Here is a 15,464-nt window from a genome sequence, read left to right on the forward strand (position 1 = left end):
CATCCTACGTCGGCCGGCCGAGCCGGCGGGCCGGACTCAGCGGGCGGCTTCGAGCAGCTCTTCGAGCGACTCGGTCAGCAGGGTCGGCAGCATGTCGACGTCGCTCATCGCCTCCCGGTCGGCATTGATCCCGAAGTACAACATGCCGTTGTAAGAGGTGACGCCGATCGCCAGCACCTGATCGTGCAGCAGCGGCGGCACGGCGTAGGTCTCCAGCAGCTTGGTGCCGGCGATGTACATCTGTGCCTGGGCGCCGGGCACATTGGTGATCAGCAGGTTGAACTGGCGCGCCGAGAAGCCGGTCGCCACCCGGATGCCCATGGCGTGCAGGGTCGGCGGCGCGAACCCGGACAGCGTGACGATGGTGCGGGCGTCGACCAGGCTCGCGGCGGTGGAATGCGATTCGGTGGCGTGCGAGATGTGCGACAGCCGGATGACCGCGTTGCCCTCCCCGACCGGCAGGTCCACCAGGAACGGCGCCACCTCGTCGACAGCCTGACCGGGCCCGGCCGAGCCGTCCGAATCCGGGTCGGCGTACACCGACATCGGCGCCATCGCCCGCACCGTGGTGGTCGGGGTGACCGGCTCGCCGCGGGACAGCAGCCAGTTGCGCAGCGCCCCGGCCACCACCGCGAGCACCACGTCGTTGACGTCGCAGTCGTAGCGGGTGCGCAGCATCCGGTAGTCCTCCAGCCGCCCGCCGGCCACCGCGAACCGACGGTTGCGCGACACCGTGGTGTTCAGCGGGCTGCTCGGCGCGGTACCGCGGGCGAAGGTGCGGGCCACGTCGGCCAGCCGGCGCCCGGCGTCCACCAGCTCCGAGGAACTGGTGACCATGCCGACCAGCGTCGACTGCACGGCGCCGAGCTGCTGGCGCGGCCCGGCGATCCAGTCCCCCACCGCGCCCAGCAGCAGCGACCCGGTGCCCGGCTCGCGGCCCGGCACCCAGATGTCCTCGCCGAACGCCGGCGGCTTCGGCGTGCGATCGGCGATGACGTGCCCGATCTCCAGGGCGGACATGCCGTTGACCAGCGACTGGTGGGTCTTGGTGTAGATCGCCACCCGGTTGCCGGCCAGCCCCTCGACCAGGTACATCTCCCACAGCGGGCGGGTTCGGTCCAGCGGCCGCGACCCCAGCCGGGCGATCAGGTCGTGCAGCTGATCGTCGGAGCCCGGCGACGGCAGCGCGGAGCGCCGGATGTGATAGGTGATGTCAAAATCTCGGTCGTCGATCCACACCGGGCGGGCCAGCCCGAGGGTCACCTCGCGGACCTTCTGCCGGTACCGCGGGATCAGCGGCAGCCGCTGCTCGACGGTCTCCAGCAGGGTCTCGTAGCTCAGCCCGCCGCGCGGCTTGCGCAGGATCGACAGCGACCCGACATACATCGGGGTGGAGCTGTTCTCCAGCCGGTAGAACGAAGCGTCCGACGACGACAGCCGAGTCACCATTGGCCCGCCTCCTCCCCCACCCGAATTCGCCATTCACGGTACCGGCGGCGGGCATCGCTGCACACGCGCCGGCCGACGATCTGCCATGATCGCATGTGTCTGTTTCTCTCCGGCAGGCCACATCCACCGTCGCGCGCGGCGCGTGCGAAGACCGCTGGAGGCCACCATGACCGTCGTCCCCGTCATCGATTACGAGCCGCCCGCCGGACCGGCCGAGCGCCCCGCGCCGGCACCGCGCGCGGTGTGCCGGTCGCTGCCGCCGCATCGCCCCCGGGCCGCGGCCCGGGCCGGCCAGTCGGCCCGGCACCGGGACGCCGCGCGGTTCGCCGAGGCGGCGCTGCGGGCGGTGCTGGAGGCCGTCGACCGGCGCCGCCAACCCGGCCAGCTGCGCGCCCTGCTGGCCGGCCGGCTGCTCGACGCGGTGGACGCGCTGCGGCACCGGGTCGGCGCCGGGGCCGAGACCGCGGTGCTGCGCCGGGTCCGGCTGCAGGCCGTCGACCCGGCCGAGACCGCGTTCGAGGTCGCCGCGAGCTACGCCCGCGGCCCCCGGGTGCATGCCATCGCGGCCCGGATCGGGCCGGCGCCGGGAACCCGCTGGCGGGTCACCGCGCTGCACATCGGCTGACGGCTCAGCGCTTGTTCTTGGCCCGGCGCTGCGCCTCGCGGCGCTCCTTGCGGCTCCCGCCGGCCGGCCGCGACGGCGCCGGGGTGCCGTCGTGGTTCTGCACCGCGGCGCTGCCGTCCTCCGACGGCCCGGTGTAGGTGAGCTTGCGGTTGTCCTCGCCCGCGATGCCCTTGGCCCGCAGTTCGCGCTGCGGGGCCGCCGGCTCGGCGTCCTCGCCGCCCTCGCGGGCCTTGGCGGCGAACTCGGCCAGCCCCTCGGGCACCGCGATCGGCGCGACCGTCGGGGCCGGGGCGGCCTCGACCGCCACGTTGAACAGGAAGCCGACCGACTCCTCCTTGAGGCCGTCGAGCATCGCGGTGAACATGTCGTAGCCCTCGCGCTGGTACTCGACCAGCGGGTCGCGCTGGGCCATCGCGCGCAGCCCAATGCCCTCCTTGAGGTAGTCCATCTCGTAGAGGTGCTCGCGCCACTTGCGGTCGATCACGTTGAGCAGCACGTTGCGCTCCAGTTGGCGCATCGCGCCCTCGCCGGCCAGCGAGGTGATCTCGGCCTCGCGCCGGGCGTAGGCCGCCTCGGCGTCCTCGACCAGCGCGTCGAGCAGTTCCTCGCGGGTCAGCTCGCCGGGCTCGCCGATCTCGTCGGAGCCCATCAGGTCGTGGTGGTCGATGCCCACCGGGTAGAGGGTGCCCAGCGCCTCCCACAGCTGCCCGAGGTCCCAGTCCTCGGAGTAGCCCTCGGCGGTGGCGCCGTTGACGTAGGCGGTGATGACGTCGACCAGCATGTCGTGGGCCTGCTCGGCGAGGTTCTCGCCCTCCAGGATCCGCTTGCGCTCGGCGTAGATGACCTTGCGCTGCTGGTTCATCACCTCGTCGTACTTGAGCACGTTCTTGCGGACCTCGAAGTTCTGCTGCTCGACCTGGGTCTGCGCGCTCTTGATCGCCCGGGACACCATCTTGGCCTCGATCGGCACGTCGTCGGGCAGGTTGAGCCGGTTGAGCAGCGACTCCAGCGTCTCGCCGTTGAACCGTCGCATCAGCTCATCGCCCAGCGACAGGTAGAACCGGGACTCGCCCGGGTCGCCCTGACGCCCGGACCGGCCGCGCAGCTGGTTGTCGATGCGGCGGGACTCGTGCCGCTCGGTGCCGAGCACGTACAGCCCGCCGGCCTCGCGAACCTGCTCGGCCTCCTCCTCGACCTCGGCCTTGATCTTCTCCAGGACCTCGTCCCAGCCGGCCTCGTACTCCTCGGGCGTCTCGACCGGGTCCAGGCCGCGTTCCCGCAGCCGCACGTCGGCCAGGAAGTCGACGTTGCCGCCGAGCACGATGTCGGTACCGCGGCCGGCCATGTTGGTGGCCACCGTGACCGCGCCGAGCCGGCCGGCCTCGGCGATGATGTTGGCCTCCTGCTCGTGGAACTTGGCGTTGAGCACGTTGTGCGGGATCTTGCGCTTGGTGAACTGGCGCGACAGGTACTCCGAGCGCTCGACGCTGGTGGTACCGATCAGCACCGGCTGGCCCTGTTCGTGGCGCTCGGACACGTCGTCGACGACGGCGATGAACTTGGCTTCCTCGGTCTTGTAGATCAGGTCGCCCTGATCGGCGCGGACCATCGGCCGGTTGGTCGGGATCGGCACCACGCCGAGCTTGTAGATCTCGTGCAGCTCGGAGGCCTCGGTCTCGGCGGTACCGGTCATCCCGGCCAGCTTGTCGTAGAGCCGGAAGTAGTTCTGCAGCGTGATGGTCGCCAGGGTCTGGTTCTCGGCCTTGATCTCGACGCGCTCCTTGGCCTCGATGGCCTGGTGCATGCCCTCGTTGTAGCGCCGGCCCACCAGCACCCGGCCGGTGAACTCGTCGACGATGACCACCTCGCCGTCGCGGACGATGTAGTCCTTGTCGCGCAGGAACAGTTCCTTGGCCTTCAGCGCGTTGTTCAGGTAGCTGACCAGCGGCGAGTTGGCCGCCTCGTAGAGGTTTTCGATGCCGAGCTGGTCCTCGACGAACTCCACGCCCAGCTCGTGCACGCCGACGGTGCGCTTGCGCAGGTCGATCTCGTAGTGCACGTCCTTCTCCATCAGCGGCACGATCCGGGCGAACTCGGTGTACCAGTGCGAGCTGCCGTCGGCCGGGCCGGAGATGATCAGCGGGGTGCGGGCCTCGTCGATCAGAATGGAGTCGACCTCGTCGACGATGGCGAAGTTGTGGCCGCGCTGCACCATGTCCTCGACCGAGTGCGCCATGTTGTCGCGCAGGTAGTCGAAGCCGAACTCGTTGTTGGTGCCGTAGGTGATGTCCGCGGCGTAGGCGGTGCGGCGCTCCTCCGGGGTCAGCCCGCTCAGGATCACCCCGACCTCCAGGCCGAGGAACCGGTGCACCCGGCCCATCCATTCCGCGTCGCGTTTGGCCAGGTAGTCGTTGACGGTGACGACGTGCACACCCTTGCCGCCGATGGCGTTGAGGTAGGCCGGCAGCACACAGGTCAGGGTCTTGCCCTCACCGGTCTTCATCTCCGAGACGTTGCCCAGGTGCAGCGCCGCCCCGCCCATCAGCTGGACGTCGAACGGGCGCTGCAGCAGCACCCGGGCCGCGGCCTCGCGGGCGACGGCGAACGCCTCGGGCAGCAGCTCGTCGAGGCTCTCCCCGTCGGCGTGCCGGCTGCGGAACTCGTCGGTCTTGGCGCGCAGCTCGTCATCGCTGAGCTTCTCCACACCGTCGGACAGTGTCCCGATGTGGGCTGCGACCCCCTTGAGCCGCTTGACCATGCGGCCTTCCCCGACACGCAGAACTTTAGACAGCACTGACACAGATTTCCCCTTTAAGGGTCGACGCGTTGTTCGCGTCCATCGTAGGGGACGCCCCAACGGACACGGCCCGACCGGAATGCCGGTCGGGCCGTGTCGGTGCTGCGGGGCCGCTCAGACGAGGCGGATCAGGCCGTAGTCGAAGGCGTGCCGGCGGTAGACGACCGACGGCTTCTCGGTCTCCTTGTCGTAGAACAGGAAGAAGTCGTGGCCGACGAGCTCCATCTCGTAGAGCGCGTCGTCGACGGTCATCGGCTTGCTCTCGTGGTCCTTGACGCGCACCACCTGGCCGGGCTCGGCGTGGTCGCGGGCGGCGTCGGCGGCCTCGACGGCGTCGATGTCCTCGGGCGAGGCGGCGTTGGGCTCGAACGCCGGCGCGATCGCGGCCGCCTCATGCAGCGCGACCGGGGTCTTCTCGCCGTAGTGGATCTTGCGCCGATCCTTGCTGCGACGCAGCCGCTTCTGCAGCTTGGTCAGGGCCAATTCCAGTGCGGCGTAGAAGTTTTCCGCGCTGGCCTCGCCGCGGATGACCGGGCCCTTGCCGCGGGCGGTGATGTCCACGTGCTGGCTGCTCTTGCGCTGGCGCCGATTGGGCTCGTGGTAGAGCTCGACGTCGAACATGTAGATGGTGCTGTCGTAGCGCTCGAGACGAGACAGCTTCTCACCGACGTGCACCCGGAAGTGGTCGGGCACCTCGACGTTGCGGCCCTTGACCACGATGTCGGCGTTGCCTTCGCCGGGGGCTACGGCCTGGACGGCATCAACAGACTGGCTTGACATGCTCGTCAACTCGTTTCTCTTGCTTCGCGCGCAAAATTGCGCACTGAACTGTCACAACAACAACTTGAACGGGGAGTCTACGGGGTCTGTCACCCCCGGCGGCGGGGGTGGTCGCATCACCTCCTGCCGAATGGGCCCGTCCCGGATCGCGCCGGACGACTAGTCCCGACCGTAGTCCGATTCAACCCGCTCTTGCCACCCCTATTGCGCACCATTTGCCGGTTCTTTGGACCCTTGTTACATGGCCGGGAGTCCCTGCGGGGTGCGCCGACCCGCTCAGGCGTAGGCCAGCGTCAGCACCGCCACGACCGGGACTCCCGCCGACCGCAGCACCCGCACCGATTCCGCGGCGGTGGCCCCGGTGGTGACGATGTCGTCGACCAGCAGCACCTCGCCGCCGGGCAGCGGGCACCCGGTCAGCCGGACCCGGCCGGCCAGGTTGCGCTGCCGGGCGTCGACGCCCAGGCCCACCGAGTCGCGCACCCCGGCGGCGGTGCGCAGCGCGGCGGCCACGGTGATGCCGGGCGCGGCGGCGGTGGCGGTGCGGGCCAGCAGCGTCACCGGGTCCCCGCCGCGACGACGGGCCGCCCAGCGCCGGGTGGGTGCGGGCACCACGGTCAGCGGGGTTTCGACGATGCCCCAGCACAGCAGCCGGTGCAGCCCGGTGGCCAGCGCGACGGCCAGCGGCCCGCGCAGGTCACGGCGGCCGTGTTCCTTGAGCGCCACGATCGCCGAGCGCCGCGGTCCGGCGTGCCTGCCCAGCGCGAACACCGGCACGCCGGGGTCCAACCGCGGGCTGACCAGCAGCGGCTCGTCGGCGTGCACCCGCAGCGCCGTCGCGCAGACCGGGCACCAGCGCTGCCCGGGCGTCCCGCAGCCGCCGCATTCGACCGGCAACACCAGGTCCAGCAACGCGCCGAGCATGGCGCCAGTGTGCGCCGGCGCGGGCCCGGGCGCAGTTCAGCCCGGCAGCACCGGCACCGCGCCGTCGATCATCAGCGGCCGCACCTCGGTCCAGAGCTGCTGCCCGGCCTCGGCACCGGCGCCCGAGAGCGCCATGATCCCGCGCCGGTCGGCGACGTAGACCGTCGACGGGTTGGCGGCCACCACCGACACCGGCGCCGACAACCCCACCGCCGGGCCGTCGGAGTTGACCCCGTCGAGGTTCACATAGGACACCGGGTGCTCGGGATCGGTGCGGGTGACGACCATGTCGTCGCCGGTCCGCCAGGACAGCGACACCACCGAATCGCCCAGCCCGTAGCCCAGCCGGCGCGGCCGGGTCAGCGCGAACTCGCCGCCGGGGGCCTGCTCCACCCCGGCCAGCACCACCCGGCCGTCGATCACCATCGCCGCCCGGGTGCTGTCCCGCGACAGCGCCAACTCGGTGATCGCGCCGGGGAACTTGCCGGCCACCGCGGTGCTGTCGACCGGGACGCGGGCCGGCTGCCCGGAGGCCGCCTCGGTGATCACCCGCACCACGTTGTTGCCGTCGAGCACCACCCACACCGCGTTGTCCAGCGCCCAGCTGGGCCGGGAGATGCTGCGGCCCTCGGTGCCCAGCACACCGGCGCCGCCGTCCGGGCCCATCCACAGCTGGGAGGCCATGTCGGGGGCGCCGGGCCGGGTGACCACGACCGAGGCGATGGACCGGCCGTCGCGCGACAGGGCGGCGGCGCGCTGCTCGGGCAGCTGCCCGAAGGTGCCGCCGACCCGGTCGAAGCGCGGACCGTCCAGCGCGACCAGCGACCCGCCGACCAGCGCGTGCAGCCCGGCCGCGGCCCCGTCGGAGGCGCCCGGGTCGGTGGCCGCCACATCGGTGGTCGCCCAGCCCTCGGCGAACCGGTCGTCCAGGGCGGCGCCGTCGGCGTTGATCACGTACGGGCCGCGGATGTCGGCGCGCACCAGCGTCCAGATCAGCTGGGCGGCCAGCAGCAGCCGGCTCTGCGGGTCGGTGGTCGACAGGTTCTCCAGGTCGATGCGGGCTCCGCCGTAGCCCTTGCCGATGCCGGTCTTGCCGCCGTCGGCGCGGGTGACCGGGCCGCTCAGCTTCAGCGGCGCGCCGGCCAGGTTGCGCACGCTGTGCTCCAGTTCCGGCCGCGGCCCGGCGATCAGCTTGCTGACCAGTTCGGTCGGCAGCTGGTCGGCGTCGGAGACCGCCAGGTAACGCGGGTCCGGCACGGTGGTGTGCCCGGTGGGGTCGACGAAGTACAGCGTGTAGCGCTTGTAGGTGGCCTGGAACTGCGCCCAGTCCAGGTACACCCCGTTGGGCAGCTTGTCGATCCGCCAGCCGTCCGGGGTTCGCACCAGCTCGATCGGTCCGGGGTCGGGCAGCGCGCCGTCGGCGGTCTCGAATACCCCCATGTCCGAGAGGGAGCCGAGGATGTCGGCCTTCATCTGTACCGAAACCCGGTCGGCGGCCCGGGTTTCCACGAACACCACCTGGTCGATGAGCAGCGCGCTGCCGGCGTCGTCCCAGCCGTTGGAGGCGTTCTCGGTGAGGAACTGCCGGGCGGCCAGGTGCCGGTTGGACGGATCCGCGGTGGCCTTGAGGAACTCCCGCAGCAGCATGTCGGGGTCCATGCCCGGGGTCGGCTTGGGCAGGCTGCGCGGCGCCGGGGTTTCCACCGTGCCAATGGCCTGCGGTGCCGACGTGCTGGGCACCCCGGCACAACCGGCCGCCGTGACCACGAGGACGACCGCGGTCAGCAGGGTCCACGCCGCGCGGATCATCCGGGCTCCCCCGACTCGATGCTGAGTTGCCGCCGCGCGGCGGCCCGCTCGGCGCTCGGCGGTTTCAGCGGCAGCGGCGAGGTGGTCACCTTGTGCCCGCGCACCAGCGGCAGGGTGAGCCGGAAGCAGGCGCCGTTGCCGGGCTCGCCCCAGGCCTCCAGCCGGCCCTGATGCAACCGGGCGTCCTCGATGCTGATCGCCAGGCCCAGGCCGGTGCCGCCGGAGCGGCGCACCCGGGACGGGTCCGAGCGCCAGAACCGGCTGAACACCAGCTTCTCCTCGCCCGGACGCAGGCCCACCCCGAAGTCGCGGACGCTGACCGCGGCGGTGTCCTCGTCGGCGGCCATCCTAATCTGCACCGGCCGGTGTTCGGCGTGGTCGATGGCGTTGGCGATCAGGTTGCGCAGGATCCGCTCCACCCGGCGGGCGTCGACCTCGGCGATCACCTCGTCCTCGGGCATGTCGAACTGCAGCTCGACGCCGGCCTCGGCGGCCAGGTGCCCGACGTTGTCCAGCGCGCTGTTGACCGTCGAGCGCAGGTCGATCGACTCCACCGACAGCTCGGCCACCCCGGCGTCGTGCCGGGAGATTTCCAGCAGGTCGCCCAGCAGCGACTCGAACCGGTCCAGTTCGGCGACCATCAGCTCGGTGGAGCGGCGCAGCGCCGGGTCGAGTTCCTCGCTGTGGTCGTAGATCAGGTCGGCGGCCATCCGCACCGTGGTCAGCGGGGTGCGCAGCTCGTGGCTGACGTCGGAGGTGAATCGGCGCTGCAGGTTGCCGAACTCCTCCAGCTGGGTGATCTGCCGGCTCAGGCTCTCGGCCATGTCGTTGAAGGACACCGCCAGCCGGGCCATGTCGTCCTCGCCGCGCACCGGCATCCGCTCGCTGAGGTGGCCCTCGGCGAACCGTTCGGCGGTCCGCGAGGCCGACCGCACCGGCAGCACCACCTGCCGGGACACCACCGCGGCGATGCCGGCCAGCAACAGCAGCAGCACCAACCCGCCGGTGGCCATGGTGCCGCGGACCAGCGAGATGGTGTTCTCCTCGCTGCTCAGCGGGAAAATCAGGTACAGCTCCAGGTTCGCCACCCGCGAGGACGCCGGGGTGCCGACGATCAGGGCGCGGCCGGAGAACGACTCGGTGCTCACCGTGGCGTACTGGTAGCTGACCTGCCCGGCCCGGACGAACTCGCGCAGCGGCGCGGGGACCTGCCCGACCGGACCGGCCGACGTCGCCTCCCGCGGGCCGTCGCCGGGCACCACCAGCACCGCGTCGAAGGCCCCGGCCAGCCCGGCACCGGAGGTCGGTTCGGGCTTGGACAGCAGGGTGTTCCGGGCCAGCTGCAGGCTGGAGTGCAGCGAACGGGTCTCCTCGCCGCCGACGATGCCGCCGACCGCGACCCGGGCGCGTTCGACCTCCTCGGTCGCGGCCCGGACCTTCACGTCGAGGATCCGATCGGTGATCTGGCTGGTCAGCACGAAGCCGAGCACCAGCAGCACGGCCAGCGACAGGCCGAGCGTCAGGACCACCACGCGCAACTGCAGGGAACGCCGCCACAGCACGCCGACGGCGCGGCCGATGGCCTTCAGTCCGCGGACCAGCGGATCGGCCGGTCCCCAACTGCCCTGAATGCGCCGTTTAGAGCGCCACATGCATCAACCCGGGCATGGCTACGGAGGGCCGGCCTTGTAGCCGACGCCGCGGACGGTCAGCACCACCTGCGGGTTCTCCGGGTCCTTCTCCACCTTGGCGCGCAGTCGCTGCACGTGCACGTTCACCAGCCGGGTGTCGGCCGGATGACGGTAGCCCCAAACCTGCTCGAGCAGCACCTCGCGGGTGAACACCTGGCGCGGCTTGCGGGCCAGCGCCACCAGCAGGTCGAACTCCAGCGGGGTCAGCGCGATCTGCTCGTCGTTGCGGGTGACCTTGTGGGCGGGCACGTCGATGTCGATGTCGGCGATGGAGAGCATCTCGGCCGGCTCGTCCTCGTTGCGGCGCAGCCGGGCCCGCACCCGGGCGACCAGTTCCTTGGGCTTGAACGGCTTCATCACGTAGTCGTCGGCGCCGGACTCCAGCCCGAGCACCACGTCGACGGTGTCGGTCTTGGCGGTCAGCATGACGATCGGCACGCCGGATTCGTTGCGGATCGCGCGGCACACGTCGATGCCGTTCATGCCGGGCAGCATCAGGTCCAGCAGCACCAGGTCGGGACGCAGTTCGCGCACCGCGGCCAGCGCCTGGCTGCCGTCGCCCACGACGGCGGTGTCGAATCCCTCCGCGCGCAGCACGATGGTGAGCATCTCGGCCAATGATGCGTCGTCGTCGACGACAAGGATCCGTTGCCTCATGGCGTCCATGTTGTCATCAGATCGCAACAATCCTGGGTGTCCCACGCCGGGGGCGGCCGTTTGTATTTTGCCGGCCCCGCTGTTTTGCCGACCCCGCTGCGTGGCCACCGGGTCGGCGAGGTCAGGCGCCCAGCGCGGCGGTGACCGTCGCCGCGGTGGCGGCCGGCCCGACGGTCAGCCAGCGGCCCGCCCAGTTCGCCGCGGCCAGCCCGGCGTAGACGGCGGCGGTGCGCCGCTGCAGGCCGTCGTCGCGTTCGTAGCGGTCCCGGGCCCGGTCGGACTCGGCGGCCTCGCGGCCGCGAGCCCGGTCGGCGGCCAGCTCCGGGGAGACGTCGAGCAGCAGCTGCCAGTCCGGCTTCGGCAGTCCGAGCCGGCCGAACTCCAGGTCGCCGATCCAGTCGACGGCGTCCCCGTCGGCGTCCTGGTGCAGCCGCGCGGCGGTGTAGGCGGCGTTCGAGGCGACGTAGCGGTCCAGGATGACGACGTCGTGCTCGCCGCACAGGGTCTGGATCCGGCCGGCGGCGCCCGCCCGGTCCAGCGCGAACAGCATCGCCATCGCGTAGATCGAGTCGGCCAGCCCGTCCTGGCCGCCGTGCAGTGCCTGCGCGGCCATGTCGGCGGGCATCGAGTCGCCGTACCGCGGGAATGCCAACGTCGCGACGGATTTCCCGTCGGCCTGCAGGTGGGCTTGCAGACCGTCGGCAAGGGTCCGCTTCCCCGCGCCGTCCAGGCCCTCGATGACGATCAGCACGCGCCGAGCCTAACCGGCGACGCGCGGGGACCCGCGCCGGATTCGGCGCGGCTGCGATCAGTACCGGTAGTGCTCCGGCTTGTACGGGCCCTCGACGTCGACGCCGATGTACTCGGCCTGATCCTTGGACAGCTTGGTCAGCGTGGCGCCGAGTGCCTCGACGTGGATCCGGGCGACCTTCTCATCGAGGTGCTTGGGCAGCCGGTAGACGGCGTTGTCGTACTCGTCGTTCTTGGTCCACAGCTCGATCTGGGCGATCACCTGGTTGGCGAAGCTGTTGCTCATCACGAACGACGGGTGGCCGGTGGCGTTGCCGAGGTTGAGCAGCCGGCCCTCGCTCAGCACGATGATCGAGCGGCCGGAGTCGAAGGCCCACTCGTCGACCTGCGGCTTGATGTTGATCCGGGTGGCGCCGCTGCTCTCCAGGGCGGCCATGTCGATCTCGTTGTCGAAGTGGCCGATGTTGCCCAGGATGGCCTTGTCCTTCATCGCCTTCATGTGGTCGAGGGTGATGATGTCCTTGTTGCCGGTGGCGGTGATGACGATGTCGGCGGTGCCGATCGCCTCCTCCACGGTCACCACGTCGAAGCCCTCCATCAGCGCCTGCAGGGCGTTGATCGGGTCGATCTCGGTGACCGCGACCCGGGCGCCCTGGCCCTTGAGGGACTCCGCGCAGCCCTTGCCGACGTCGCCGTAGCCGCAGATCAGCACCCGCTTGCCGCCGGTCAGCACGTCGGTGCCGCGGTTGATGCCGTCGATCAGCGAGTGCCGGGTGCCGTACTTGTTGTCGAACTTGCTCTTGGTGACCGAGTCGTTGACGTTGATCGCCGGGAACGGCAGCTCACCGGCGGCCTCGAACTGGTAGAGCCGCAGCACGCCGGTGGTGGTCTCCTCGGTGACGCCCTGGACCGAGTCGGCGATGATGCCCCACTTGGTCTTGTCGGTCTCGAAGCGCTCGCGCAGCAGGTTCAGGAAGACCTTGTACTCGGCGGAGTCGCCGTCCTCGGCGGGCGGCACCACGCCGGCCTTCTCGAACTGGGCGCCGCGCAGCACCAGCATGGTGGCGTCGCCGCCGTCGTCGAGGATCATGTTGGCGGGCTTGTCGGCGTCCGGCCAGGTCAGCATCTGCTCGGCGCACCACCAGTACTCCTCCAGCGTCTCGCCCTTCCAGGCGAACACCGGGGTGCCCTGGGGCTCCTCCTCGGTACCGTGCGGGCCGACCACGACGGCGGCGGCGGCGTGGTCCTGGGTGGAGAAGATGTTGCAGGACGCCCAGCGCACCTCGGCGCCGAGGTCGACCAGCGTCTCGATCAGCACCGCGGTCTGCACGGTCATGTGCAGCGACCCGGAGATCCGGGCGCCGCGCAGCGGGGCGACGTCGGCGTATTCGCGGCGCAACGACATCAGGCCCGGCATCTCGTGCTCGGCAAGCCGGATCTCCTTGCGACCGAACTCGGCCTCGGACAGGTCGGCGACCTTGAAGTCGATGCCGTTGCGGCTATCGGCGGTCAGCGTCATGCGGGCCCACTTTCTCGGGGTGCGGGGTTAGTTAGCTCGGGTACACATTAGACCGGCGGCCGGGCCGTGTGCGGCCCCGGCTCAATCGACCTGCCCGCCACCGTACCGGTCGACGAACGGCGCCATCAGCCGCGCGAGATCGGCGGCGACGTCGTGGTCGGCCTCCGGCGGCATCGAGACGTAGCTGATCGCCAGCCGCACGATCGCCCGCGCCAGCACCCCGGCGTCCTCGGCGCCGATCGGAATCCAGCTGCCCAGCAGGGCATCGGTGAGCCGGGCCGAGCAGCGGGTGATGATCGGCGCGCTGTCGGTGGTGATGATCTGCAGCAGGTCGGGCTTGGCCGCCCCGGTCAGCAGCGAGATCACCAGCGGGTCGGCGGCCGAGGTGGCGAAGAAGTGCCGAAAGCCCTCCAGGAACGCGGCGTCCGCGTGCCCGACGTTGCCGTCGATGGCGACCCCGATGGCGTCGACGAGCCGGTCGGCCAGCCGCAGCGCGTAGCCCTGGGCCAGGCCGTGCCGGGACCCGAACTCGTTGTAGATACTCTGCCGGCTGACCCCGGCCGCGCCGGCGACGTCGGACAGCGTGATCGAGGACCAGTCCCGGCTCAGCAGCAGGTCGTGCATGGCGTCGAGCACCATCGCGCGCAGCAGACCCCGAGACGCCTCGGCGTAGCCGGCAGCCCGACCCCGCCGCGGCGGGGTCGGGCTCGACGGCGTCATACCGGAGAGCGTAACCGTCACGACCGGACGACCTCGATCATCTCGAAGTCCTCCTTGGCCGCCCCGCAGTCCGGGCAGCTCCAGTCGTCAGGAATGTCGTCCCAGCGGGTGCCCGGGGCCAGCCCGTCCTCCGGCCAGCCCTTGGCCTCGTCGTACTCGAATCCGCACTGCATGCAGCGGAACAGTTTGTAGGGTTGCTCGCGCATCTTCGGCTGCCTTTCGCTGTTCGTGGCCGCTAGGCGACCGGGGTGAAGTCGACCTTTTCCCGCACCCCGCAGTCGGGGCAGCACCAGGCGTCGGGCACATCGGCCCAGGCGGTGCCGGCCGGGAAGCCCTCGCGGGGCGCGCCGATCGTCACGTCGTAGACGTAGCTGCAGTTGGGGCACTGGTACCGGGTCGCGACCAGCGTCGCGACCGCGGCGACCGGGGCCTCGGCGACGGTCTCCGGGCCGGCCGCCGGGGCTGCGCCGCCGTAGCGGGCCAGGATCTTCGCCCGCTTGGACGGCTGGATGTTCACCCGGGTGATGTCGCCCTGGTAGTGCTCCAGCACCCGGTGGTCCATCATCCGGCGCCACAGCGGCGGGAAGTAGGTCAGCCCGATCAGGCTGGCGTAGCCGGTCGGCAGGTTCGGCGAGCCGTCCATGCTGCGCAGCGTCTGGTAGCGCCGGGTCGGGTTGGCGTGGTGATCGCTGTGCCGCTGCAGGTGGTACAGGAACAGGTTGGTCACGATGTGGTCGGAGTTCCAGCTGTGCTGCGGCGTGCAGCGCTCGTACCGGCCGCTGGGCAGCTTCTGGCGCAACAATCCGTAGTGCTCCAGGTAGTTCACCGATTCCAGCAGGGAGAACCCGAACACCGACGAGATCACGATGAACGGCCACAGCGACCAGCCGAAGACGGCGATCAGCGCGCCCCAGAACACCAGCGACATCACCCAGGCGTTCAGCACGTCGTTGGACGGGTGCCAGGTGCTCTTGCCGGCCCGGCGCAGCCGGTTGGCCTCCAGCTCCCAGCCCGACTTCAGCCCGCCCCACACGCTGCGCGGCAGGAAGGTCCAGAACGACTCGCCGAACCGCGACGACGCCGGATCCTCCGGGGTGGCGACCCGGACGTGGTGACCGCGGTTGTGCTCGATGTAGAAGTGCCCGTAGCAGGTCTGCGCGAGGGCGGCCTTGGACAGCCAGCGCTCGACCTCTTCCTTCTTGTGCCCGAGCTCGTGCGCGGTGTTGATGGCGACACCACCCAGGGTGCCCACCGACAGGGCCACGCCGATCTTGGCCGGCCACGGCAGCGCGCCGTCGAAACCGAGCCAGCTCAGGTCCGCGGCGGTGAACAGGTACGCGCCGAGGATCACGCTGATGTACTGGAACGGCAGGTAGAGGTAGATGCAGCGGCGGTAGTACTGATCGCGCTCGAGCGCCTCCATCACGTCATCGGGCGGGTTCTGGCCGTCCGGCCCGAAGCGCAGGTCCAGCAGCGGCAGCAGCACGAACAGCAGCAGCGGCCCGATCCACAGCGGCACCTGCGCGGCGGTGTGCCAGCCGAGCTGGTTGAGCCCGTAGACCACCGGCATCATCACCAGCAGCGCCACCGCGGGGATCAGGCCCATCAACCACAGGTGGCGCTTTTTGTCGCGCCACTGCGTGGTCGGTTCCTTGGCCTCCAGTGAAGTCATCTGCCACCTCCATGTGAACGGCATCACGTCGATGACTTGACTATAGGCGGTAATTTGTCACATGTCTAGAC

General features: G+C 70.7%; 13 protein-coding genes. 1 reads left to right on the plus strand and 12 read right to left on the minus strand.

From position 1 onward, the window contains the following. Positions 1-36: 36 nt before the first annotated feature. A complete protein-coding gene (locus G6N10_RS09415) occupies positions 37-1,449 on the minus strand; it encodes a WS/DGAT/MGAT family O-acyltransferase (protein ID WP_085095201.1) in 1,413 nt (470 codons plus the stop codon). A gap of 166 nt (positions 1,450-1,615) precedes the next feature. Here G6N10_RS09415 and G6N10_RS09420 point away from each other — a divergent pair, with 166 nt between their 5' ends. Next, positions 1,616-2,074, plus strand: coding sequence for an Rv3235 family protein (locus G6N10_RS09420; RefSeq protein WP_085095203.1), 459 nt, complete (start codon positions 1,616-1,618; stop codon positions 2,072-2,074). Between the two features lie 4 nt (positions 2,075-2,078). Here the strand turns inward: G6N10_RS09420 and secA are convergent, their stop codons facing one another. The 11 genes from secA to G6N10_RS09475 all read right to left on the minus strand — a co-directional run bounded on the left by secA (position 2,079) and on the right by G6N10_RS09475 (position 15,393). Beyond that, positions 2,079-4,868, minus strand: coding sequence for a preprotein translocase subunit SecA (secA, locus tag G6N10_RS09425; RefSeq protein ID WP_085095205.1), 2,790 nt, complete (start codon positions 4,866-4,868; stop codon positions 2,079-2,081). Positions 4,869-4,985: 117 nt separating this feature from the next. Continuing rightward, complete coding sequence (gene hpf, locus G6N10_RS09430; protein ID WP_085095207.1) at positions 4,986-5,651, minus strand: ribosome hibernation-promoting factor, HPF/YfiA family; 666 nt, start codon at positions 5,649-5,651, stop codon at positions 4,986-4,988. Between the two features lie 276 nt (positions 5,652-5,927). Beyond that, positions 5,928-6,563 (minus strand): ComF family protein, encoded by a 636-nt coding sequence (locus G6N10_RS09435; RefSeq protein ID WP_085095408.1) that lies wholly within the window; start codon positions 6,561-6,563, stop codon positions 5,928-5,930. 48 nt (positions 6,564-6,611) lie between these two features. Further along, entirely contained in the window at positions 6,612-8,384 is a 1,773-nt protein-coding gene (gene lpqB / locus G6N10_RS09440) for an MtrAB system accessory lipoprotein LpqB (RefSeq protein ID WP_085095209.1), read from the minus strand. Then, positions 8,381-10,036, minus strand: a complete 1,656-nt coding sequence (gene mtrB / locus G6N10_RS09445; protein WP_085095211.1) for an MtrAB system histidine kinase MtrB — start codon at positions 10,034-10,036, stop codon at positions 8,381-8,383. Before mtrB ends, lpqB begins: the two co-directional genes overlap by 4 nt. 18 nt (positions 10,037-10,054) lie before the next feature. Then, the gene (gene mtrA, locus G6N10_RS09450; RefSeq protein ID WP_085095213.1) at positions 10,055-10,741 is read right to left on the minus strand and encodes an MtrAB system response regulator MtrA; all 687 of its coding nucleotides are present in this window, start codon (positions 10,739-10,741) and stop codon (positions 10,055-10,057) included. Between the two features lie 112 nt (positions 10,742-10,853). Next, entirely contained in the window at positions 10,854-11,483 is a 630-nt protein-coding gene (locus G6N10_RS09455; protein WP_085095215.1) for a dTMP kinase, read from the minus strand. Between the two features lie 57 nt (positions 11,484-11,540). Further along, on the minus strand, positions 11,541-13,001 hold the full coding sequence (gene ahcY, locus G6N10_RS09460) for an adenosylhomocysteinase (RefSeq protein ID WP_085095217.1): 1,461 nt from the start codon (positions 12,999-13,001) through the stop codon (positions 11,541-11,543). An 81-nt stretch (positions 13,002-13,082) separates the two neighbouring features. Next, positions 13,083-13,721, minus strand: coding sequence for a TetR family transcriptional regulator AlkX (gene alkX, locus G6N10_RS09465; RefSeq protein ID WP_085095219.1), 639 nt, complete (start codon positions 13,719-13,721; stop codon positions 13,083-13,085). Between the two features lie 17 nt (positions 13,722-13,738). Further along, entirely contained in the window at positions 13,739-13,927 is a 189-nt protein-coding gene (locus tag G6N10_RS09470) for a rubredoxin (protein ID WP_085095221.1), read from the minus strand. Positions 13,928-13,956: 29 nt separating this feature from the next. Beyond that, complete coding sequence (locus G6N10_RS09475; protein ID WP_085095223.1) at positions 13,957-15,393, minus strand: fatty acid desaturase; 1,437 nt, start codon at positions 15,391-15,393, stop codon at positions 13,957-13,959. Positions 15,394-15,464: the final 71 nt, after the last annotated feature.

It is taken from the genome of Mycolicibacterium fallax, from assembly GCF_010726955.1.
GTDB classification, from domain to species: Bacteria; Actinomycetota; Actinomycetes; order Mycobacteriales; family Mycobacteriaceae; genus Mycobacterium; species Mycobacterium fallax.